The following is a 20,095-nucleotide window of genomic DNA, read 5'->3' on the forward strand; positions in this document are numbered from 1 at the left end:
ATATTTAAACCCCAGGAAGACCTTAGAGATACTTCTCAACCCCCATCATCTCCTTTGCTTTCTGAAAGGTGATTTCTTCTCCAAGAGAGATCTTCATCTCCCTGACTGACTTGATCATATCCTCAAAAGCTCTGAGCCTCTTCCCCTTCTCCTTCTCCTCAGCCTTATTCCTGATAAGCTCCTCTATGACCTCACTCTGGGACTTTCCCATCTCCCTTGCAAGCTCCTTCAGGAACCTCTCCGCTTCTTCAGAAAGGGTGATGTTCTTCCTGACTTTCATGTATTTAAACATACACATAAGGAAATGTGTATGTAAGCTCTTACATGATGTAACCTGGTGGATAAGAGGATATACAGTAAACCCATTTATACTTTTGGCAGGGATTTCCGGAAGTTCCTCGAGACGAGGGTCCTGTGAGTAAACACACATGCTTATAAGTGGCGTTAACTTTTTTGGAAAATGGAGCCTGTGCAAAGAGTCAGATTTTTACACTAAACTCAGAATCCAGCTCTTGTAGTGTAAGACCTGACAGAAAGGTGAACGAAAACTCAGCTGGTAGCTCAGTATGCTAAATTAATCCTGAGGAGTATGGAGAGAATTGCTGGAAATTGAGTGCTGGGGGAAGTTAGATGGACAGAGAAAAGCTGTTCTTCTCGGCCCTTCGGGATGTGTTTGTCGGTGCTAAGGTAGAGGGGGAATCGGGTTTCGTCAACCTTATGCGTATCAAGTCGAGTTATTACGAGAAAGGTATATTCCCCAGGCTCCGGGAGGATATTGAGATATTGCTGGACAACTTCAAAAGGGAATTCAGCCTGTCTGACGAAGAAATCCAGCATTTTCGTGAGGAGCTTTTTGATCGTCTCTACACCTTCTTCCGCCGTTACTTCTCAGAATCGGGCTCCATCTACTTTCGCTTTACCCCGCCTCACGAGCACGTTTACGAGAAGGTCTACACAGACGACCAGGACGTGGCTCTTTTTTGGAAGACCCACATGCTTTATTACGTCAAGACCGATCGCCTCTTCCGGAGCATGGCTGTGGAGGTGGACGGCTTCAGGTTCTTCTTCGACGTCTCCACCTTAGAGCACAAGCGGGCCAACGAAAAACGATTGCTGGTGTACGACTTCAAGGAGCGGCGTGAAGACGGCACGCTGGTTTTCACTGTAAATTATTCAGAGCGGGGACGCAAGACCAATATTGCCAACATCCGCCGGGCTATCAAAGACGCCATAGGGTTGAACCGATACACTTCTGACGTGCCCTCAGAGGAAACCCTGGAGCGTGCCTTTCGCCTCTTCGAGCGTCAGAGCGAGGTGGACTACTTCATCAACAAGGACGCCCGCAAGTTCCTTCGGGAGCAGTTCAACCTCTGGCTGTATCAGTATGTCTTCGAGCCAGAGGAACGGAGAGGTACGGTCTGGACGGAAAAGCGTATCCGGCAACTGCAGGTACTCAAGGATATTGCCTACAAAATCATCGATTTCATTGCCCAGTTTGAGGACGAGCTGGTGAAGATCTGGAATAAGCCCAAGTTTGTTCTTGGGAGCCACTATGTGATTACACTGGACCGCATCGCGGTACAGGAAGGAGGGATAGAGGTCCTGGATCGCCTCCTTTCCCATCCAGGTATGGAAGCCCAGGTGCAGGAGTGGCGGGAATTGGGCATGGTGGGGGAGGACTTCTCGCCGGAGCAGGTGTGGGTGGAAAAAGGTAAGCGCCTCCACGAACACTATCAATATTTGCCCATTGATACAAAGCACTTTCCCGACCTGGAGATGACCGTTCTTACACTCTTTGACCATTTGGACCAGGAGCTGGACGGCTGGCTTGTGCACAGTGAGAACTACCAAGCGTTGAACACGATGCTGCCGAAATTTCGGGAGAAAGTGAGATGTGTATATATAGATCCGCCATATAACTCTGAATCTACGGAAATAGACTACGTCAACCAGTATAAGCATTCTTCATGGATGTCTCTTATGGATAACAGGCTTGCATTAGCCAAAGATTTTTTGTGTCACGATGGGATCATCTGTGTATCAATAGATGACAATGAAGTAATTAGATTGAAAGAAATTCTGGGACTTTATTTCTCTGAAGAGGTTGCAACATGTGTGATAAGAAGTAATCCTGCTGGTAGATCAACTCCCAAGGGTGTTTCAGTAAGCCACGAGTATGCTGTTTTTTTTGCAAAGTCAGAAAAAGTAGTAGTAGGTAAACTACAAAGGAACGAAAATCAGATCGCTCGGTATCGCGAGCAAGACGAAAAGGGAGCTTTCGAGTGGGTCAATTTTAGGAAACATGGAGGTCTTAAGGAAGAAGCTCCGCGTATGTACTATCCTATCTATATTAACAAAACTGGACGAACCTGGAGAATACCTAGGATGCGATGGTGCGAGAAAAACAAGGTGTGGGAAATTCTCGAAGAACCTAATCCTGATGAAGTTGTTGTCTGGCCAACTGACGAACACGGACAGCCTCGTCGTTGGAAATGGACACCTGAAAGGTTAATGGCAAGTCGGAATGAGGTTAAAGTTGATTATGACCGTTTTGGACAATTAACACTTTACATTAAATCGCGAATGCCTGAAGGGATAACTCCATCTACATGGTGGGATCGCCCCGAATATTCAGCAACCGACTACGGAACAAGGGGATTAAAAGACCTTTTTGGATATCACGGTATATTCAGCTACCCCAAGGCCGTTAATCTTGTTATGGATTGCATAAGGGTTAGTTCAGGCAATTCAGATAACGCCTTCGTCCTCGACTTCTTCGCCGGCTCGGGCACCACAGCCCACGCGGTCATCAATCTGAACCGAGAAGATGGTGGGAAGCGGAAGTACATACTTGTAGAAATGGCCGATTACTTCAATACCGTTCTGCTCCCTCGTATCAAGAAAGTGATCTTCTCAGACAAATGGAAGGATGGTAAGGCTCAATCGGACGGCAAGGGAATTAGCCACTTCGTCAAATACTTCCGCCTGGAGCAATACGAAGAGGTTCTGCGCAAAGCCCACTATCAGGATAACGACGCGCCCCTTTTCTTCCAGGACGACCCCTACACCCAATACGCCTTCCTGCGCGACCCCAAGATGCTGGACAACGCAGAAACCGGCGAGAAGGTGATGGAAGTAGACATGGATAAGAACGAAATCCGCGTGGACCTTTCCAGACTCTATCCGGACATTGATCTGGCTGAGACTCTTTCGTGCCTCACAGGAAAATGGATCCGCCGCATCCGTCCGGCTGAAGATGATCCTACTAAGCCGGGCACGGTGGAGTTTGAAGATGGTCCCGCGGTGGACCTGCAGAACCCACCGTGGGAGCTGGTGAAGCCTTTAATATGGTGGTAGAGGAATTCATGAAAAACTCTACGCATGTTGATTGCCCGACATATCTTCTGGATGATCTCCCAGCGGAGCATGACGCATTTGGTTCTCACCAGCTGGTAGCGAAGGCAATTGCCGGCCTTATTGAAACTGAAAAAGGAGGAAAAGCTATCGCCCTTATTGGACCATGGGGGAGTGGGAAATCAACAGTTGTAAAGCTATTGGATAAAGAGCTTGATAAAAACAAAAACATAACTCTTTTTATTTTTGACGCTTGGGGACACCATGGAGATCCTTTGCGTAGATCGTTTCTTAAACAATTAATTAGACATCTTAAAGGAAAGGCTTGGCTAAAAAACAGCAAAGAACTAAACTGGGATAAAGAAGAAGCAAAAATTGATAAAAGATATAGAGAAAGAACAACCAAATATTTCCCGCGTCTTACCAGAGCAGGAATTATTACGATGTTTTCCTCCATGTTTGTACCTATTGGATTGGTATTACTATCGAATTCGCTATTGAAAGACAAAGCCCTCATAATTGCGAAAGATATATCTTTCTGCGCAGGTATTATCCTATCTCTACTTCCGCTTATTGCTTTAGGAATTATCTGGAGTGTTTGTAAAGTATGTTACCATTGTCGTAAATGGTTTTTCAATGATGAGAATAATATGAATTCATTTGCGCTGATTAAAGGGACTATTACAGAAGAAAGGAGAGAAGAGTTTGAAACTCCCGATCCCACATCAGTGGAATTCCAAGAAGTATTCACAAAAATAATGGATAATGCTTTAGAAAATTCTGATAAGAAGCTCGTTATTGTTGTTGACAACCTTGATCGTGTTAGCACCGATGAAGCCTTTTCATTATGGGCTACAATGCGAACCTTTTTTGAATTTGGTAGTACAAAGCCTAAGTGGTTAGAAAAACTCTGGCTCTTAGTTCCTTTTGCCCCAAACACTCCCTCACGGCTTTGGGGAAAAATTGAAGAGCATCATTCCTCTATGGAGTCTGGAAAAGACCAAGGAGAATCAGTCCATACAAAAAATTCCTTAGCGAAGGATTTTGTGGATAAGACTTTCCAGGCCAAGTTTTGTGTTCCTTTACCTTTGATGTCGCATTGGAAGACATTTTTTAGAGAGCAACTACAAAAGGCATTTCCTGAGCACTTTAAACACCACGAAGAGGACTTATATGCCTTATATCGTATTTTTGAAAGTAAACGGGTCTGTAGACATCGCCCTCCTACTCCACGGGAGATAAAGCACTTTATCAATCAAGTTGGCTCTTACCATCGCATCTGGCAGGATAAGATCCCTTTACCTGTTCAAGCTTTGTATGTTCTTGAGGTATCTAAACGAATAGAAGAAAGGGGGGTTGAAGCTGTTCTTTTGAATAAAAACGAACTAATCAAGGATCTCGAACCACTCTTCAAAGAAGAGGCCAGACTTCAAGAATATTTAGCAGCACTTCACTTTAATGTAGACCCTGATAAAGCTATGCAGGTTTTGGTTGGCGATGAAGTTAGAAAAGCTCTCCGTTCTGGAAACCATGAGGAACTCAAGAAGCTCCAAGCAAAAGTGGAACGTAGTGCCTTCCTTACTGTTCTTGAAAAGGAAATTTTTGAGGAATTACCCGAATGGATTCAAAAGGAACCTCCACTTCTTGCCAAAGCTGCTTTAGCATTACAAGGACTGGAACAGGTTGAGGCAGAAGAGTGGAAACAAATATGGAAGCATTTAATTGAAGGGGCCCAAAAAGCTAAATGGTCAGATCTTAATAAAGATGTAGGCAATGGACTCGTAATAATTCTCCAGAATTCAGGGGAAGATTACAGAACGCTAGCTGAATCTATTCTTAAAAATATCTCGGTTCCTGGTACTTTAGTAAAAAAAGAGGAAACTTCAGCAGAGACAGATATAGAGCTCGTCGAAGATTGGACTGCTGGTTTGCTCTATGTGATCCGTGAAATTCAGCAATCTGAACATAACGACCTTCTTGAGGAATTCCAGATCCTTGGTGATGCAGAGTTTTATGTAGAGGTCATGCGCTCGCTCACTGAAAGTCCATCTGATAATCAAAAGTTGGCGGAGTATTTCGTTCCCAGCGTTGAATTACATGAAGTGGTTCAGCAGCTAGTAGCTCTATGTCAAGGAGGCAAATTTATTGATGCTTATGGGTGTGCTATCGGATTATTGACATTAATCCGACAGGATTGGAATTGGCTTCCATTGATTCAAGCCCTTCAGCGCCGTTTAAATGCCCAGAATACCCTTGAGCCTCCGGAGTTAAAAGGATGTTTAAAGGCCCTACTTTATCTGGATAAGAGCGGCATTCAGCAAGCAAATGATGCTTTGAAGGGATTAAGTAACCAAGGTCATTTATTGCATCATTTATATCACGCAGATAATCGGCAGGATCACGAAGCCCTTGCTCTATGTTTGCTTCCCATTTTAGAGCATGTTCCCACAGGACAATTTTCGGCTACGCCAGGGCAAGCTTCAACAGGGAACAACGTGTATCAGCAACTCCTAAATAATCCTGCCGAAGAAATGGAAGTGATTGAAGAACTCGCTAAACAAGCTCGTACATTTGACAAGGGTAATGTGCTCCTTCAAAGCGGTACAGGAAGGAGCCGGCCTATTATAGCACGGGTACTGCGAAAGGTGCTTGAACAAGGTGAAATAACTAACTTTCTTTCTTCTGAAGCTGTTATGGAACACTATAAGATCTTGGGTGGGATACTGGGCGAGGAAAATCTGCAGTCTCTTGTTCGTCAATTAATTGAAGAGAACGACTTTCTTTTTGAACTGGTAAAACAAGGATTTTTGGAGGAATTGGCTGATCTTTATGTACTTGCCTTGGAAAACGGTGAAGGTCAGGGGGGTTTCGAAGAGTTTAAGGAATTTTTGATTAAAAATCTCCAAGAAATTCCAAAAGAAAAATGGAAAGACGAATTAGTTAAAGAGAGTCAACTTGTGAAGTTGGTGGTTACGCTTACTCAGAAGGGAGTAGCGGTTAAATTGTCTGGTGAATTTCAAGATGCTCTGCTTGAACATGCAAAGCTGGTCTTAGAAGAGGAAGCTTATCCTGAGGAGTTTGTAGATCAATGGGACAAAGTTTTTGAAGCATTAGAGGAAGATTATAAAAAAACATTCCTAAGGAATCTGAGGGATGAACTAATCAAACATTCTGATAAAAATGGAAAGACACTCTTAAAGCTCTATGGTAACCAACTGCTACAGAAGCCTGAAATAATAGAGGAGAAATCAGACGATGTAGTAAGGCATTGGTTTAAAGAAATTCTTGAACGTTGGGACATGGAAGAGCTAAGCTGGATCAAGCAAGCCTTAAGTAACACGAAAATCTATACGAGTTGCCCCAAAGAAACTCAGAATGTCTTTCGTGAAGAAATTCAGCGTGCATGGAAAGAAGCAGAAGATGAAAAAGTTAGGGAACATTTAAAAGAAATTGCACGAGCAATAGGCTTTGAACTTGAACCTTTGCTAAATTCCAAGTTTGGGCAATCTCAAAATAAAGACAATGATGATGTGAAATAAACACGGAGGCAGAAGGATGCGTACTTTACAGGATATCCTAACCGACCTCCCCTTTGCTGATCTACCCCCTGCCTGGCAGGATTACGACCTGGTGACCTTTTCGTCCAAAAAGTACCTGTGGGACTATCAACAGCAGGCGCTTGAGTTCGCCCTCAAGGCCTTATGGAAGTACTATGAGGATTTTCGCGATTTCACAGAAGGTGAATCAGAAGCAACGAACGAGGAACGCAAGACACACCTTTGGCAATGGTATCGGGACAACGGCCTGGAGGAGAACTTAGACATTTCCCTCCGGAACCTGAAAAGGGACGTGCGCGCCCTGTTGGAGGAATACTACCCTGTGGAAGACGAACGGATCCCCTACCGCCATTTCATCAACCGCATGAGCTTCTGGATGGCCACAGGCAGCGGCAAGAGCCTGGTGCTTATCAAACTGATTGAACTCCTCTGGCGCCTCATGCTACGTGGGGAGATTCCTGAGCACCCTGTTCTGGTGCTTACCGCCCGTGACGATCTGCTGGACCAGCTCAAAGCCCACGTGGAGGAATTCAATTCCGGCAGCACGGACTTTCGCATCCACTTAGAAGACCTCAAGGCTTACCCTGAGCACCAGTACATGTCCCTGCCCTTGGTGGGCGAGCACGAAATCACGGTGTTCTTCTACCGCGCTGACAATCTCTCTGATGAGCAGAAAGAGCGCATCGTGGACTTTCGCAACTACGAGAACAACGGACGCTGGTATGTGCTTTTAGACGAGGCCCACAAAGGAGACAAGGAAGAGTCCAAGCGCCAGCATATCTACAGTATCCTATCCAGAAATGGTTTTCTCTTTAATTTCTCGGCTACCTTCACCGATCCTCGGGACATCCTGACCACCGTCTATAACTTCAACCTTTCCGAGTTCGTGCGGGCCGGTTACGGTAAACACATCGTTATTCTCAAGCAGGAAAACCGCACCTTCCGGGACAAAGAAGACTACACCGGTGCAGAGAAGCAGCGCGTCGTGCTCAAGGCCCTGCTGATGCTTGCCTACGTCCGCAAGGCGCAGGAGGCTCTGCCGCTTGATGTACCAGCTTACCACCGGCCCCTCATGCTAACCCTGGTCAACTCAGTAAACACGGAAGATGCGGATCTCAAACTCTTCTTCCGCGAGCTGGAGCGCATCGGTCAGGGGAAGATAGATGAAAGCGTGTGGAAGCAGGCTCGCGAGGAACTCTGGGCCGAACTGGACGAAGGTCCGGAATTGCTATTCGAAGGTGATCGGTTCCGGGCTGACCGGGAGCTGTTTGAGAGCATCACACCTGCCGAACTGCTATATCTGGTCTACAACGCTCCTGCTCCTGGCGAGATCGAGGTGCTCCTGAGGCCATCCAATCGTCAGGAGATAGCTTTCAAGCTCAAGAGCGCCGAAGAGCCCTTTGCCCTAATTAGGATCGGCGACATTTCCGAGTGGTTAAGGACGGAACTGGAAGGCTACGAAGTCATCGAGGGCTACGAGGACGAAGGTTTCTTCCAGCGTCTGAACGAGAACGATTCGCCCATCAACATCCTCATGGGCTCCCGCACCTTCTACGAGGGATGGGACTCCAACCGTCCCAACGTCATAACCTACATTAACATTGGCACCGGTACAGAGGCTAGGAAATTCATCCTCCAGTCGGTGGGCCGGGGAGTGCGGATTGAACCCCTATCCGGTAAGCGTCGGCGCCTCCTTTACCTCTACAACGCGGGGGAAATAGACCAGGCAACTTTTGATGCTTTGAAAAACCATGCCCCGGTCCTGGAAACCCTCTTCATATTCGGTACCAACCGTAACACCCTCCAGACAGTCATTCAGCAGCTGGACCGGGAGAAGCGGCGGGAGGACGAGCACGAAATCGCGCTTGCAGTGAACGACGATGCTATAGATAAGCGGCTACTGCTCATTCCTGTTTACCGAGAGGCCGGCCACACGATTCTGGAGGATCGCAAACCGCGCAAGTTTGAGATTGCTCAAGAAGAGCTGAACCTGCTCCGGCAGTATGTAGACCACTTGGGCGACCCGCGCCTGCTGGTCTGTCGCCACGGCGCCTCGCCATCGGACATTACCCTGCTTACTCGCTGCCTGGATAGCCCAGAGGATTACTTCAACACCTACAACGGCCGACGCTACGGACAGCTGAGCATCTTGCTTTCCCGTTTATTTTCCTACTTCAAGGTCATACCCTTGGAAGCAGACGGGTTAAAGCCTCTGGAAAACGAGATCTGTCACTTTCGGCACATCAAAGTCTTACTGAAAGATATTAGCGAATTGAAGGAAAAAATCCAGCAGGTTCAATCATACCGAGATCCTACAGAGGAACAAGACAAACTGATACAAGATTTACAAAGAGGGCAAATTTCCCCAGAAGAGTTTAGACGGCGGTATGATGAGCTGAGTAGGCGAAGTCCTCGGGAATTTTTTGAACACGAAGAAAAACAGCTTCAGATTCGCCATATTGCCAGCCACTACTACCTGCCAGTACTCCTTTCCGAAAACGAGCGCATTGACTGGATCCGGCATGTGATCCGCCATCCCAGTGAAGTGGAGTTCCTTAATAAATTAGAACAGTATCTCGAACAGCCCGACAACGCCCTTGCTTCCCTGGACTGGTGGGCTTTCAGTAAGATAGACGAAACTTTGGATGAAGTCTATATCCCTTACTACGACCCTCGGAGCAACCGTATCCGGAGGTTCCTTCCCGATTTCATCTTCTGGCTGCAAAAGGGTAACGAGTATGCTATCGTCTTCGTGGATCCGAAGGGAATGCAGCAGACCGATTATCAGCATAAAGTAGACGGTTTCCGTGAAATCTTTCTGGATGACGCTGGCAGATCACGAACTTTTGGTTATAGGAATATGACCGTCCGTGTGCACCTGCTTCTATATACCCGAGACAGAAATAGGGCTCCTGAAGCTTATCGGGAGTGCTGGTTCGATTCCCTGGATGCAATCCCAGCCTGCTTGGGTTCAATCTAGTTGGTCACCGCCCTTCTTCTTAAAACTTTCCTATAATGGTTTCCAGCATCTTCTCTTTCTCCGCCTCCATATAAATATCCATGGTTGTTGATATTTTTGAATGCCCTACCCACTCCGCTATCAGGTTCACGGGAAAGCCAAGAGTGGCGAGTTTGGTGATGTATGTATTCCTGAAGCGGTGAGCATTGACCTCTATCTCATACCCCTTCTCCTTTAGCTCCTTCTCCAGCTCCCAGAAGAACCTCTTGGCTGTGTCAGTCTTCAGGACTAAAGTCTTTGTGCTTTTGGGATACCTTATAGTGTAAGTAAACACGAAGTCATCGGGTTTCAATCGCTCAAGCCACTTCTCCCATAAAGTTTTCCACTCGGGGCGGAAGAAGTGCACAAGGGCTTCCCTCTCTTTGCCGAACTTCCCTTCCCTCACGTGGACAGTCCATATCTCCTTCTCCCCTCCTTCTGAAGTGAGAACCTTCTTTACTTTGACATCCTTGCTTTTCACACTCAGAGCTTCGGAAAGCCTGAGACCTGAAGACACAAGGAATATCACAAGAAGGTAGTAGATAGGGTGTTTAGGATCAAAACCCTCAAGAGTTCCTCTGATGGCTGAGAGTATCAGCTCAAGTTCCTCATCTGAGTAATACTTCTTCTTTTTCTTTTCCTGTCTTCTTTTAGCTCTGTAGATGTCTTTCAGGGCTTCGGAGTCAAACTCTATGGAATATCCCCTCTGCCTGAGCCAGTGGTAAAACTGTCTTACCGTCTTGAGGATCTCTCTTATGGTGGACTCTTTCAACCCTTTTTTCTGAAGAGACTCGTAGAACCTGATAAGCTCCCCCCTGTCAAGGTCTATAAGGTCATCAGCATAAGCGGTAAGGTGTTTAAGTAGGTGCTCTTTGGTCTCTACGGTCTTAGGGTCTCTTATTTTACGGAGTTCATCAAGGTAGGTGTCTATTAACCAATCCATGTTTGATACAGAAATCCCTTATCCCTTAGCGGTTCTCTCTTTTTCTATGGAAGTGCGTATGGTCCACAGGAGGTAGGCTACAGACCCTACCATGAACACAAGTCCGAAAGCCACAAGTATATCTTTAAGTTCCTTCATAGCTCTTCAGTTTCCCTTGAAGCCTTTAAAAGCTAGTCCATTCGCTGTGTTCTCTAAAAGCTCTGAGTATTCTGTAGAAATTCCAAAGAAGAACAGCACTCGCAACTATGAAACCGATAAAAGCCACAGCCTGGAGAACTTCATTCATTATCTTCTACCTCCTGTTTTAATTTCTCAAATAATTCAAGAATTTCAAGTGTTAGCACACCTATCATGGAAGAGGTTATTACTACGACTACCACTCCTATAAGAAGTAGGAGGGCTTTTAAAGAGCTGTCAAGATTCATAAAGAGACTTGCAGAACCTCCACTTGCCGTTATCAATACCACCCAGAGAATTTTCAGATATTCAGTCAGAAACCTGATCCTTTCCTTTATCACCTCTCCCCTGCTCATACAAACTATTATACTACCCCTGCAAAAATTCTTCAACTTTTTTAGATAAAAAGGTGAAGTGTTGAACAACAGGCATTTGTAAATTTGGAAGATGCAAACTTATTGAAGTATAAGGATTTGCAATTTAGCATTCAAGTGCACCTTCGTTCAAACCCAGCTTTCTACCTTGAGCCCTTTTATCCTCTCAAATTCTCTCAGGTTGTTCGTTACAAGAACGGCGTTTAAAGAGATGGCGTGGGCGGCAATCTGCAGATCATACGCTCCTATCGTTATTCCCTTCCTCTCAAGCTCCGCCCTAAGCCTCCCGTACTCAACGGCGGCCCTGAGGTCGTAGTCGTATATCTCAAAGTAGTCCACGAAGCTCTCAACAAGCCTTACAAGCCTCCGGCTTCCCTTCTTGTAGGCGCCGTAGAAAAGCTCCGAGACGACCACGGAGGATAGGCCTATAGTGTGGTTCCTCTCTACTTCTTCAAGTTTCTCTTTTACATGTTGCGGTCTGTTCCTTATTATGTAGCTGCACGTGTCGGTGTCCAGCATATAGAGCATTTAGAAGATCTCCCTCTCCTGAAGCTCGGGTTGATTTCTTTCCATCATAAAGTCGCTCGCTTCCGGAACTTTCTCAAGCTCCTTATACAGCCTGTCCCACTTGCTTTCCTTCGGTATTATAACTATTGTGCCGTCTTCCTTTTTCAGGTAAACCTCACCCTCCTTCAACCCGAACTCCTTAGGTATCCTTACCGCTATAGAGTTACCGCTCCTGAAGACCTTTGCCGTTTTCATATCCACACCTCCGTATATACAAAAAGTATATACGTATTCTGTTTAGGGCAAGGCTGAAAGCCGGCCGGATTCAGCTCAAGAAACTGCTTATAAACTCCTTTGCCGCGAGTGACATGAGATCCCTGGCGGTCCGAATCTCGGGAAGCAACATTACAGGCTCCCCTTCTTGTGTTGAGCTTATAACGCCTATACGTTCCGCCTCATCATTTACCAGGGAAGTTTTGCTCAATCCGGGACCCGACACAAATCCTATCTGATAGTCGTAGCCGAGATACTTCTCCTTTAGCTGTCCTATCCCGCTTCCTTTAGAGTGGTTGTTGGCCTGGTAGGATGTGGATTCCGCCTCGACAACTATACCAGCATCCACAAGCCTGAACCTGCTGCTGAATTCCTCTGCGAAAGTGCTAACTGCTTCTGAACTTTTACCGTATGTGTGGAACACGGGTCGGATATCAACTATTAATTCTTTCACCATAAGTATCAGGAGGGACCACTGGTACGGATAATCAATCGGAGGGCTATAATCCCTGAGGAAATAGCCGTGGAGGTCAGCGTTGGTCAGGCCCTTTTCCCCGGTAATTACACCGCACTTTCTAAGTGCAAGGGAAGAAAAGTAAACCCAGAAAGCCTCACCGAGGTACGATCCCCACACGAGCAGATATCTTGAGTCCGGACAGACTTCACTGTTGAGTCTGTCGAACTCCACGGGGTTTTCCGTGTAGGGAAACAGGGAAACATCCTTGAATACAAGGGGTATGTCGCTTTCCCTCAGCAGAAGGTCAAGTTCAACGTCTTTAAATGCGTCAGGAGACACCTTGTTAACAAGCGGTTTCCACCTGTATCCTTCTGCAACTTCCAGAACATCCCTAAACACAACCGGTTCTCCTACCCTGAAGACCATCTCTCTGTCTCTATCCACTATTGCTACATTTCCGTAAGCTGATATGTTGAAGACTTCTATACCATTAGTCAACTTCAGATAGTCCTCCTCTTTTATGAAGAGGTCAGGGAAAGTGTTTACCAGTAATTTCTCCGCCAGGAGTACATCTGCTTCCCAGTTCCCCATTTGTTCTTAATAACTAATATAGAGAAGCCGGCTTACTGCAACAAATATATTTACCTTCAAGACTACGCACTGATTGGTAGTGTGATTATATTAGTCCTTTAGGAATGGGGAATGAGGTAGTTATAAGAACCTACAAAATGGCAGATGATACCGGGTTTGCCCCAAATCCTTTTCATGGTTATTTAACTTTAGCAACCTGCAAACCAGGGATACGTCTTAAGGCTAAAGTAGGTGAGTGGATATGCGGGTTTGATTCTAAAAAACTCAGCGACAGTCCTGTAGGTATGGAAAAGCTTGTTTATGTTATGAAGGTTGAAGATAAACTCTCCTTTGATGAATATTTTAAAGATCCCAGATTTCAGGGCAAGAAACCGAGTGCAGGAAAAGGGCGAGTTTATCCCGTTGGGGACAACATATACTATCAAGGAACCAAAGTTGAAAGAAGAAGCCCTTATCATAACAAGCCGGAAGAACAACAAAAAGATTTAAAAGGCCAGTACGTCTTAATCTCCTGCAACTTCTGGTTCTTCGGACGATGTTCTATTGAAGTACCTCCTGAGGTTAAACCCAGCGTCCCAAAAGGCAGCACATATTATGGAGTTAAGACCACAGGAGCAAAGGTAAGAGCGTTTATAGATTGGCTCATTAAAAACTATCCTGAGCCCGGCATATACGGGCCTCCACATTGTTTTCAAGGCAACTCTTGGCAAAAAGATAAGAACTTTATAGTTGCTTTATGCGGATAAAGTTTATATGGGATGAAGTACGAGTATGATGTTGCACTCTCATTTGCAGGAGAGCAACGAGAGTACGTGAGAGAAGTGGCTAAAGCTCTTAAGGACTACTATAACCTGAAAGTATTCTTTGATGAATTTGAAGAATCAAAGCTGTGGGGTAAAAATTTATATGACTATTTATACGATATTTACTCTAAGAAAGCAAGGTATGTAATTATTTTTGTATCCGGGGCTTACTCCAAAAAGGTTTGGACCAATCATGAAAGAAAGGCGGCCCAGGAAAGAGCTTTAAAAGAAAAGCGAGAATATATTCTACCTGTTAAGTTTGATGACACGGAGATTCCCGGGCTGCCAAAAACCATAGCATATCTTGATGCTCGCAAACTTTCTCCGCTCGATATAGCCAAACGGTTTGCTGAAAAATATGGCATAGCAGAAGTAAATAGATGGTGGGGGCGTTGGGAAAGAGAATCATATAGTGATGCCGTGTATGGGCACCTTTTTATTCATAAAGTAACTGAAAATGGATTTTTCTTCAATCTAAGTGTTGTACATGGTGCTCATATTGGTGAGCTTACTAATGAGTTTGCCGAATACATTGATAAAGGCAGAGCCATTTTTAGGAAAAAATCCTGTAGTATTGACTTTATCAAAATTGGAGATGTTTTGCGGCTACAAGAAAGCAATTGCAATGATTATCATGGATTGCGTGCTTACTTTAACGGAATTTATAAATTGCAGAAAGACTTCTTCTTCATATTTGATTACGTGACAGACCGGGTGCTTACACAGCTTTATTTAAAGCTAGGAAGAAAGTTTGAAAATTACAAAAAATGCTTTTCTGACTACCGAGAGGAGAAAGACGGTAAGAAGGTAATAATTTACGGAGAAGTGCCCGGCATGCGTGGAATTTATGCGGGACTGTTAATTATAGATGTAGATAATGTGAGAGGAGCTTATACAGATGCAGATGGTATTGCCCACTGGTTTGCTACGGATAATATCTGCGATGAGAAAATAGTTGAATGGGCAAATGCTTATAAGTTAAAGCTCGAGAAGACCTAAAGCCGGACGCTCGCGGTAATTTTACCTTCCTTATACTCGGATGCCGCAGGACATTTATCCTCAGGAAAACTTTCGGGGAGGTTTTGCCATGAGGAAGGTGTTAGGCTTTCTATCCGCGGTGTTCGGCGTGGCAGTTCTCGGTATCTGCACCTACGGCTGCGGAGGTGGCGGTGGAGGAGGCGGAGGAAGCGGGAATACCGTGACCATCAAGGTCTACAACTACATGGGGATGGGAAGTACCGTCTTTGTAGCCGCACAGGACGGAAACGGGACTTTTCAGAAACCCCAGGTCGCTACCCTCAGCATCAGCACCCACGGGAGCCCCACCGAAACCTATACATTTATCGTGAACGACCCGGACAGGAAGTACGGGGTTATCGCAGTATGCGCTCCCGCATCCGGCATACCTGAAGGGAGGGCCGTGTTCCTCACCCTCGACGAGAGCAGTGAGGTAATAATCTCCTGCGGCACCCTGCCGGAAAATGAAACCCTGAGCGGGAATCTGACGTGGAAAACCCCAAGCACGGATGGCAAGGGTGTATTCATAAAGTGGGGAAGAAGGTACGGTGTAGAAGAGGCTTATGTTTTTGACGGCTCCACCTCTTACTCCGTTAGTGCTCACACGTCACCTAACGACCTCGTGGTCCTTTACGGGGCTCAAGCTGGATTCGATATACAGCCCGAGTCGGTGTACGTGGAGAGGAGCGTCCCTTCGGGGGGCCCTGAACCTGGACTTCAACGACACGACGAAGTTCCTTACAAAGGACACGACAACGGTCACTCTTGACTGCCCTAACTCAAACTTTCCGGCCAGACTCACTTACAGGGATACCTAGCTCCAGTTCCGCACCGGAGGAGGAACGTCCGTTTCCCTGGGTGGTTCAAACAGCCTTCCGGTAGGCATAGAAAAGGTAATACCGGACGTCTACATACAGGGCAACGACAGGTTCATATACACCTTCTACACCTTTGACTCGCCAACTTCAACCACGAAAGGGAGCCTGCTCCAAATTTTCGGTGTCTCGTCCACATACAGCTCCTGTAAGCTTTTGAAAACATACTCTACAAGCTTAGAAAGTCTGTGATGCCACTGCCTGGTTGCTTCCCTCGATCCTATTTAGCCTAAGGGCTTTTATGAATATTTCCACTTTCCTCAGAGCCATTCCCCAGTGGCATAGGAGACTGCTTTGGCTTTCACTCTTGTTGGGGCTTTGTTCCTGTGGTATATACTTCTCCAGTCCTTCTATCGTTCCCATAATCCTTTATTCCCCTCTTTTTGTCTCACCCTTACCTTATCTTGACATGCTCCGAATAAACTGAGAATATCGGTCAATATACCCATGAAATGTTTATTCTGAGTAATCTCAAATTGACATTGTCTATAATCTCTCGTTAAACTATGCACAGGGAATAGGAGGGTTGGGATATGAAAAACATCCTATGCCCTGACACGGACTTCAGGAATCAGAAGGAAAAGGTTATACCCTTTACGCCGGGGCTTGTTATGAAGCTTAGGGCTAGTGTGGAAGATTATAGCGTGCCGGATGAAAGGAAAGCCATGCTGAGAAGCTGGCTCAACTGCTACGATTACTCCATTGCGGAAGAGGTTAAGAAAGACAAGACCTTTAAGTTCTGTGAGAATGTGTATGTGACAACCCAAAGGCAGAAGAAGGTTGGGTTGTTTGTATTTCCTTATGAGTAGGAGGGGTGTGGTATGAGAAGCATCTTCTCCTTGCTTGCCTTAGTTCTGTTGATTGTTGGGATAAGCCCGTCAGCACAACAAGTTTCTGAAGAAGAGGTGAAGCAGAAGCTTCTAAAGCTCCGGGTTCCCTTTATCAAAAACGAAGGACAGGTTGACAGGAGGGTGAAGTTCTACGCAAGGACCTTCGGAGGCACGCTGTTTGTTACGGAAAAAGGAGAGCTTGTTTACAGCCTACCTGAGAAGGAAGGTAAAGCGATAGCACTGAAGGAAACCCTCATAAACGGCAGGGTGAAAGCGATAAGAGGCAAGGAAAGGGCTATAACAAGGGTGAGTTACTTTAAGGGAAAACCTGAAAACTGGAGGAACAACATACCCACATACCTGAGTGTCTCTATGGGGGAGGTTTACAGAGGTGTAGAGCTTGAGCTTAAGGCATACGGCGGGAATGTGGAAAAGATATTCAGGATAAAGCCCGGAAGCAGTCCTGAGAAGATAAAGATAAGGATAGAAGGCGGAAAGCTCAGCGTGGACAAGGAAACGGGAGAGCTTGTTGTAAAGACCGAACTCGGTGAGGTCAGGTTCACAAAGCCTGTTGCCTACCAGGAGGTAGAGGGCAGGAGGAAGGAAGTTAAGGTAAGCTACACACTCATAGACAGAAACACCTACGGATTCAAAGTCGGAAAGTATGACAGAAACAGGGAGCTTGTCATTGACCCTCTCCTCGCCTCAACCTATCTGGGTGGTAGTGGTATAGACCGGCTCAATGCCATTTCTATAGACAGTTCAGGCAACGTGTATGTGGCTGGTAAGACATGGTCAACAGACTTTCCCATAACAGGGGGTGCCTTTCGGACAGCCAATGCGGGTGGTAGAGATGGATTTGTGAGCAAGCTCAGCTCCGACCTCTCAAGCCTTCTCGCTTCAACCTATCTGGGTGGTAGCAGTGATGACGGAGTTGCTGCTATCTCTATAGACAGTTCAGGCAACGTGTATGTGGCTGGTGAGACGTATTCAGCAGACTTTCCTACAACAAGCGGTGCCTTTCAGACAGCGGGTGTTGTTGATGCATTTGTGAGCAAATTTAGCTTTAACCTGCCTCCTTCAGTAAGCTTTTTTGTGGCGAACCCGCAGACCGGTTATGCTCCCCTCACAGTTACCTTCAGCTGGAACGTATCAGACCCGGACGGAGATACTCTTACCTGCTACCTTGACATAGACAACGATGGAAATACGGACTACACGATAAACGACTGTACCAACAACACCTCCCAACAGCAGACCTACAGCAATGCAGGGAATTACATTGCAAAGCTGACCGTTGATGATGGGAGAGGAGGAACCGTCAGTCAGAATGTCAGCATTGTGGTAAACGCTATGGTTTACTACACCTTATCTATCAGCAAAACAGGAGCCGGAAACGGGACGGTTACGAGCAATCCTTCCGGAATAGACTGTGGTAATAGCTGTCAGGCACAGTTTTCTGACGGAACTACTGTAATCCTCACAGCCACACCATCACAGGGCTCCGTATTCTCTGGCTGGGGTGGAGATTGCTCTTCGTGTGGAACCACTACATATTGTGTAGTAACTATGACATCAGACCTCAACTGCTCCGCTCAGTTTGATATTAACCAGCCACCTCAGATAAACTCCTTCACCGCCAGTCCGAGTTCCGGGACAGCTCCTCTTACGGTAAACTTTACCTGCGATGCGGTTGATCCGGACGGCTCCGTAACTGAATACAGATGGGATTTTGAAGGAGATGGGCAGATCAACACCGTTACCACGAGCAACACAGCAACCTTTACCTACAACAGCGGAGGAACTTACACCGCAAAGTGCACGGTTGTTGATAACCTGGGAGCTACAGCGGAGGCAACGGTAAGCATAACCGTAAGCAGTGTTACGAGCGGAGGCGGAACAGGAGGAGGTGCAAGCAGTAGTGGCGGAGGCGGTTGTTCCTCTACTCCTTCAGGCTCTCCGTATCTGGCACTCCTGATACTGCTGTTCATGAGAGGTGCATACAGGCTGTTACAAGGTAGGTTGAGTTTCAGGCTATGAACGTCTGGGACTACCTTATGGAGGGTTACAAGGTTGTAGCAAAGAAGGCTACACTTACACTGTCAGTTAAAGACGACAATGCGCCTAATATACTGCGCCTTGCGACACTTGAAGCAAGCGTTGTGCTTGAAATGAACGAGCTTAAAGACGGAACACGGGAGTTTGTGATGTACGTGGATATACCGGGTTCTATACTGATAGAAACTCACGAGCTACCTTCTTCATCTGCAAAGTTTGTGTGCGATGAGATAAACAAATGGATAAAAGAACACGGAGCAGATTTTGTAAGCGTGGAAGAAGATGTAATGATAACAATTGAAAATGAAGATCACGAGCCGGTGCACATCGGGTACGACAGCTACATATCCAACAACGTTGCCACCGGCTACAACAAGCCCTTCGTGAGGTATCTTACATGAGGGTATTGACCAGGTATGTTGCCGTGGTGGTGGTAACTATAAGTCTCTTGCCTCAGGCAGGATTTTCCTTAGAATCACCCGACAGATGTGATGTTGAATACCGCAGGTGTCAGTTCTTTTGTGTGGAGGAAAATCCTATAGACAGAGACAAACTGGCTAAGTGTAATAGAAGGTGTAAGCTTAACAGAATTGTGTGCAAGACCAAGATTACCACTAAAAATTTATGGCATAAGATAAAGGATGTGCTAAACCTGAACTGAGGCTTTTAATCCTCCGTAGTACCTTCTTGCTCCATATCTTCTATATGGCTTTGCTCTTTTTCCTCAAACCATATCAGCATCATGGTGAAGATCAATTTGTAGGGTTCTGGCAGAGTTTCGGCTTTCTCTTTGAGTCTTGCCTTTATGGCATTACGAATACGCTCATCAAAATCAAATATGTCAAATATAGGAACCCAAAAAGCCGAAATAACAGCGTGAAGTATGTCTGTAATGTCTATCAGGTAATTTCCAGAAAGTATGTTTTTGTATATTTTCTCGGCGTTTTCCCGATAGTACTTTAACTTCTCAATGCTGTAATTGACTGAAATAGCAGTATAGGAGATGTCATCGTTTGCATCCTCAGAGATAGTTTGTTCAAGTTTATCGGCTACCTCTTCGTCGGAGACAAGCTCGCCAACCGACTTTACTTCTTGAAAACCCATCCATTCGTTTCTGTACGCCAGTACAATGAAATTTTCAATAAATCTTTTGTAACTATCTGTACTGATAGGTGTGTCTGTATACTTGTTGAACTCTTCAAGCACATCTCTGAATTCTCTATCAAATACTCTGAGCTGGTCGGAAGAAATATAGAGCGTTTCCTCTTCTTCCATAAGGAA

19 protein-coding genes are annotated in these 20,095 nt (G+C 45.8%); 10 read left to right on the plus strand and 9 right to left on the minus strand.

Annotated features, from left to right (window positions below; genetic code table 11):
- Nucleotides 1-22: 22 nt before the first annotated feature.
- Complete coding sequence (locus HG1285_RS08540; protein ID WP_008287655.1) at nucleotides 23-280, minus strand: ribbon-helix-helix protein, CopG family; 258 nt, start codon at nucleotides 278-280, stop codon at nucleotides 23-25.
- A gap of 350 nt (nucleotides 281-630) precedes the next feature.
- On the opposite strand from HG1285_RS08540, the gene HG1285_RS08535 reads away from it, so the two are divergent.
- From HG1285_RS08535 to HG1285_RS08525, 3 genes are read left to right on the plus strand one after another with little or no spacing between them, the layout of a single operon-like run.
- Nucleotides 631-3,357: a site-specific DNA-methyltransferase gene (locus tag HG1285_RS08535; RefSeq protein ID WP_008287656.1), complete on the plus strand. Its 2,727-nt coding sequence runs from the start codon at nucleotides 631-633 to the stop codon at nucleotides 3,355-3,357.
- Entirely contained in the window at nucleotides 3,324-6,893 is a 3,570-nt protein-coding gene (locus HG1285_RS08530) for a P-loop NTPase fold protein (RefSeq protein ID WP_157560606.1), read from the plus strand. The genes HG1285_RS08535 and HG1285_RS08530 overlap by 34 nt, the downstream gene beginning before the upstream one ends.
- Nucleotides 6,894-6,909: 16 nt before the next feature.
- Complete coding sequence (locus tag HG1285_RS08525) at nucleotides 6,910-9,891, plus strand: DEAD/DEAH box helicase family protein (RefSeq protein WP_008287658.1); 2,982 nt, start codon at nucleotides 6,910-6,912, stop codon at nucleotides 9,889-9,891.
- Between the two features lie 19 nt (nucleotides 9,892-9,910).
- Here the strand turns inward: HG1285_RS08525 and HG1285_RS08520 are convergent, their stop codons facing one another.
- From HG1285_RS08520 to HG1285_RS08500, 6 genes are all read right to left on the minus strand, one after another.
- Nucleotides 9,911-10,852 carry a site-specific integrase gene (locus HG1285_RS08520; protein ID WP_008287661.1) on the minus strand — a complete coding sequence of 314 codons (942 nt, stop codon included), beginning with the start codon at nucleotides 10,850-10,852 and terminating at the stop codon, nucleotides 9,911-9,913.
- A 163-nt stretch (nucleotides 10,853-11,015) separates the two neighbouring features.
- Nucleotides 11,016-11,138: a hypothetical protein gene (locus HG1285_RS20485; RefSeq protein ID WP_008287663.1), complete on the minus strand. Its 123-nt coding sequence runs from the start codon at nucleotides 11,136-11,138 to the stop codon at nucleotides 11,016-11,018.
- Nucleotides 11,131-11,385, minus strand: a complete 255-nt coding sequence (locus HG1285_RS08515) for a hypothetical protein (RefSeq protein WP_008287664.1) — start codon at nucleotides 11,383-11,385, stop codon at nucleotides 11,131-11,133. The genes HG1285_RS20485 and HG1285_RS08515 overlap by 8 nt, the downstream gene beginning before the upstream one ends.
- Before the next feature lie 147 nt (nucleotides 11,386-11,532).
- Entirely contained in the window at nucleotides 11,533-11,931 is a 399-nt protein-coding gene (locus tag HG1285_RS08510; protein ID WP_008287665.1) for a type II toxin-antitoxin system VapC family toxin, read from the minus strand.
- Nucleotides 11,932-12,165 carry an AbrB/MazE/SpoVT family DNA-binding domain-containing protein gene (locus HG1285_RS08505; RefSeq protein WP_008287666.1) on the minus strand — a complete coding sequence of 78 codons (234 nt, stop codon included), beginning with the start codon at nucleotides 12,163-12,165 and terminating at the stop codon, nucleotides 11,932-11,934. It abuts the gene before it with no gap.
- 70 nt (nucleotides 12,166-12,235) lie between these two features.
- The gene (locus tag HG1285_RS08500; protein ID WP_008287667.1) at nucleotides 12,236-13,231 is read right to left on the minus strand and encodes a hypothetical protein; all 996 of its coding nucleotides are present in this window, start codon (nucleotides 13,229-13,231) and stop codon (nucleotides 12,236-12,238) included.
- 104 nt (nucleotides 13,232-13,335) lie between these two features.
- Here HG1285_RS08500 and HG1285_RS08495 point away from each other — a divergent pair, with 104 nt between their 5' ends.
- From HG1285_RS08495 to HG1285_RS08490, 3 genes are all read left to right on the plus strand, one after another.
- Nucleotides 13,336-13,977, plus strand: a complete 642-nt coding sequence (locus HG1285_RS08495) for a hypothetical protein (RefSeq protein ID WP_157560607.1) — start codon at nucleotides 13,336-13,338, stop codon at nucleotides 13,975-13,977.
- A 12-nt stretch (nucleotides 13,978-13,989) separates the two neighbouring features.
- On the plus strand, nucleotides 13,990-15,033 hold the full coding sequence (locus HG1285_RS18815; protein WP_008287669.1) for a TIR domain-containing protein: 1,044 nt from the start codon (nucleotides 13,990-13,992) through the stop codon (nucleotides 15,031-15,033).
- 88 nt (nucleotides 15,034-15,121) lie between these two features.
- Complete coding sequence (locus HG1285_RS08490; RefSeq protein ID WP_008287670.1) at nucleotides 15,122-15,820, plus strand: hypothetical protein; 699 nt, start codon at nucleotides 15,122-15,124, stop codon at nucleotides 15,818-15,820.
- 283 nt (nucleotides 15,821-16,103) lie between these two features.
- On the opposite strand, the gene HG1285_RS08485 is transcribed toward HG1285_RS08490, so the two are convergent.
- Nucleotides 16,104-16,289 carry a hypothetical protein gene (locus HG1285_RS08485; protein WP_008287672.1) on the minus strand — a complete coding sequence of 62 codons (186 nt, stop codon included), beginning with the start codon at nucleotides 16,287-16,289 and terminating at the stop codon, nucleotides 16,104-16,106.
- A gap of 170 nt (nucleotides 16,290-16,459) precedes the next feature.
- On the opposite strand from HG1285_RS08485, the gene HG1285_RS08480 reads away from it, so the two are divergent.
- The 4 genes from HG1285_RS08480 to HG1285_RS08465 are packed head-to-tail and all read left to right on the plus strand — an operon-like array spanning nucleotide 16,460 to nucleotide 19,475.
- A complete protein-coding gene (locus HG1285_RS08480) occupies nucleotides 16,460-16,735 on the plus strand; it encodes a hypothetical protein (RefSeq protein WP_008287673.1) in 276 nt (91 codons plus the stop codon).
- Between the two features lie 12 nt (nucleotides 16,736-16,747).
- Nucleotides 16,748-18,796, plus strand: coding sequence for an SBBP repeat-containing protein (locus HG1285_RS08475; RefSeq protein ID WP_008287674.1), 2,049 nt, complete (start codon nucleotides 16,748-16,750; stop codon nucleotides 18,794-18,796).
- Nucleotides 18,793-19,215, plus strand: coding sequence for a hypothetical protein (locus HG1285_RS08470; protein WP_008287675.1), 423 nt, complete (start codon nucleotides 18,793-18,795; stop codon nucleotides 19,213-19,215). Before HG1285_RS08475 ends, HG1285_RS08470 begins: the two co-directional genes overlap by 4 nt.
- Entirely contained in the window at nucleotides 19,212-19,475 is a 264-nt protein-coding gene (locus tag HG1285_RS08465) for a hypothetical protein (RefSeq protein ID WP_008287676.1), read from the plus strand. The genes HG1285_RS08470 and HG1285_RS08465 overlap by 4 nt, the downstream gene beginning before the upstream one ends.
- A 5-nt stretch (nucleotides 19,476-19,480) precedes the next feature.
- Here HG1285_RS08465 and HG1285_RS08460 read toward each other — a convergent pair whose 3' ends face one another.
- Complete coding sequence (locus tag HG1285_RS08460) at nucleotides 19,481-20,089, minus strand: hypothetical protein (protein ID WP_008287677.1); 609 nt, start codon at nucleotides 20,087-20,089, stop codon at nucleotides 19,481-19,483.
- Nucleotides 20,090-20,095: the final 6 nt, after the last annotated feature.

It is taken from the genome of Hydrogenivirga sp. 128-5-R1-1, from assembly GCF_000171895.1.

Excerpts from the sequence above, each read along its gene's own strand:
- HG1285_RS08540 (WP_008287655.1), bottom strand. The coding sequence starts at position 280 with ATGAAAGTCAGGAAGAACATCACCCTTTCTGAAGAAGCGGAGAGGTTC.
- HG1285_RS08535 (WP_008287656.1), top strand. The coding sequence starts at position 631 with ATGGACAGAGAAAAGCTGTTCTTCTCGGCCCTTCGGGATGTGTTTGTC.
- HG1285_RS08525 (WP_008287658.1), top strand. The coding sequence starts at position 6,910 with ATGCGTACTTTACAGGATATCCTAACCGACCTCCCCTTTGCTGATCTA.
- HG1285_RS08520 (WP_008287661.1), bottom strand. The coding sequence starts at position 10,852 with ATGGATTGGTTAATAGACACCTACCTTGATGAACTCCGTAAAATAAGA.
- HG1285_RS20485 (WP_008287663.1), bottom strand. The coding sequence starts at position 11,138 with ATGAATGAAGTTCTCCAGGCTGTGGCTTTTATCGGTTTCATAGTTGCG.
- HG1285_RS08515 (WP_008287664.1), bottom strand. The coding sequence starts at position 11,385 with ATGAGCAGGGGAGAGGTGATAAAGGAAAGGATCAGGTTTCTGACTGAA.
- HG1285_RS08510 (WP_008287665.1), bottom strand. The coding sequence starts at position 11,931 with ATGCTCTATATGCTGGACACCGACACGTGCAGCTACATAATAAGGAAC.
- HG1285_RS08505 (WP_008287666.1), bottom strand. The coding sequence starts at position 12,165 with ATGAAAACGGCAAAGGTCTTCAGGAGCGGTAACTCTATAGCGGTAAGG.
- HG1285_RS08500 (WP_008287667.1), bottom strand. The coding sequence starts at position 13,231 with ATGGGGAACTGGGAAGCAGATGTACTCCTGGCGGAGAAATTACTGGTA.
- HG1285_RS08495 (WP_157560607.1), top strand. The coding sequence starts at position 13,336 with ATGGGGAATGAGGTAGTTATAAGAACCTACAAAATGGCAGATGATACC.
- HG1285_RS18815 (WP_008287669.1), top strand. The coding sequence starts at position 13,990 with ATGAAGTACGAGTATGATGTTGCACTCTCATTTGCAGGAGAGCAACGA.
- HG1285_RS08490 (WP_008287670.1), top strand. The coding sequence starts at position 15,122 with ATGAGGAAGGTGTTAGGCTTTCTATCCGCGGTGTTCGGCGTGGCAGTT.
- HG1285_RS08485 (WP_008287672.1), bottom strand. The coding sequence starts at position 16,289 with ATGGGAACGATAGAAGGACTGGAGAAGTATATACCACAGGAACAAAGC.
- HG1285_RS08480 (WP_008287673.1), top strand. The coding sequence starts at position 16,460 with ATGAAAAACATCCTATGCCCTGACACGGACTTCAGGAATCAGAAGGAA.
- HG1285_RS08475 (WP_008287674.1), top strand. The coding sequence starts at position 16,748 with ATGAGAAGCATCTTCTCCTTGCTTGCCTTAGTTCTGTTGATTGTTGGG.
- HG1285_RS08470 (WP_008287675.1), top strand. The coding sequence starts at position 18,793 with ATGAACGTCTGGGACTACCTTATGGAGGGTTACAAGGTTGTAGCAAAG.
- HG1285_RS08465 (WP_008287676.1), top strand. The coding sequence starts at position 19,212 with ATGAGGGTATTGACCAGGTATGTTGCCGTGGTGGTGGTAACTATAAGT.
- HG1285_RS08460 (WP_008287677.1), bottom strand. The coding sequence starts at position 20,089 with ATGGAAGAAGAGGAAACGCTCTATATTTCTTCCGACCAGCTCAGAGTA.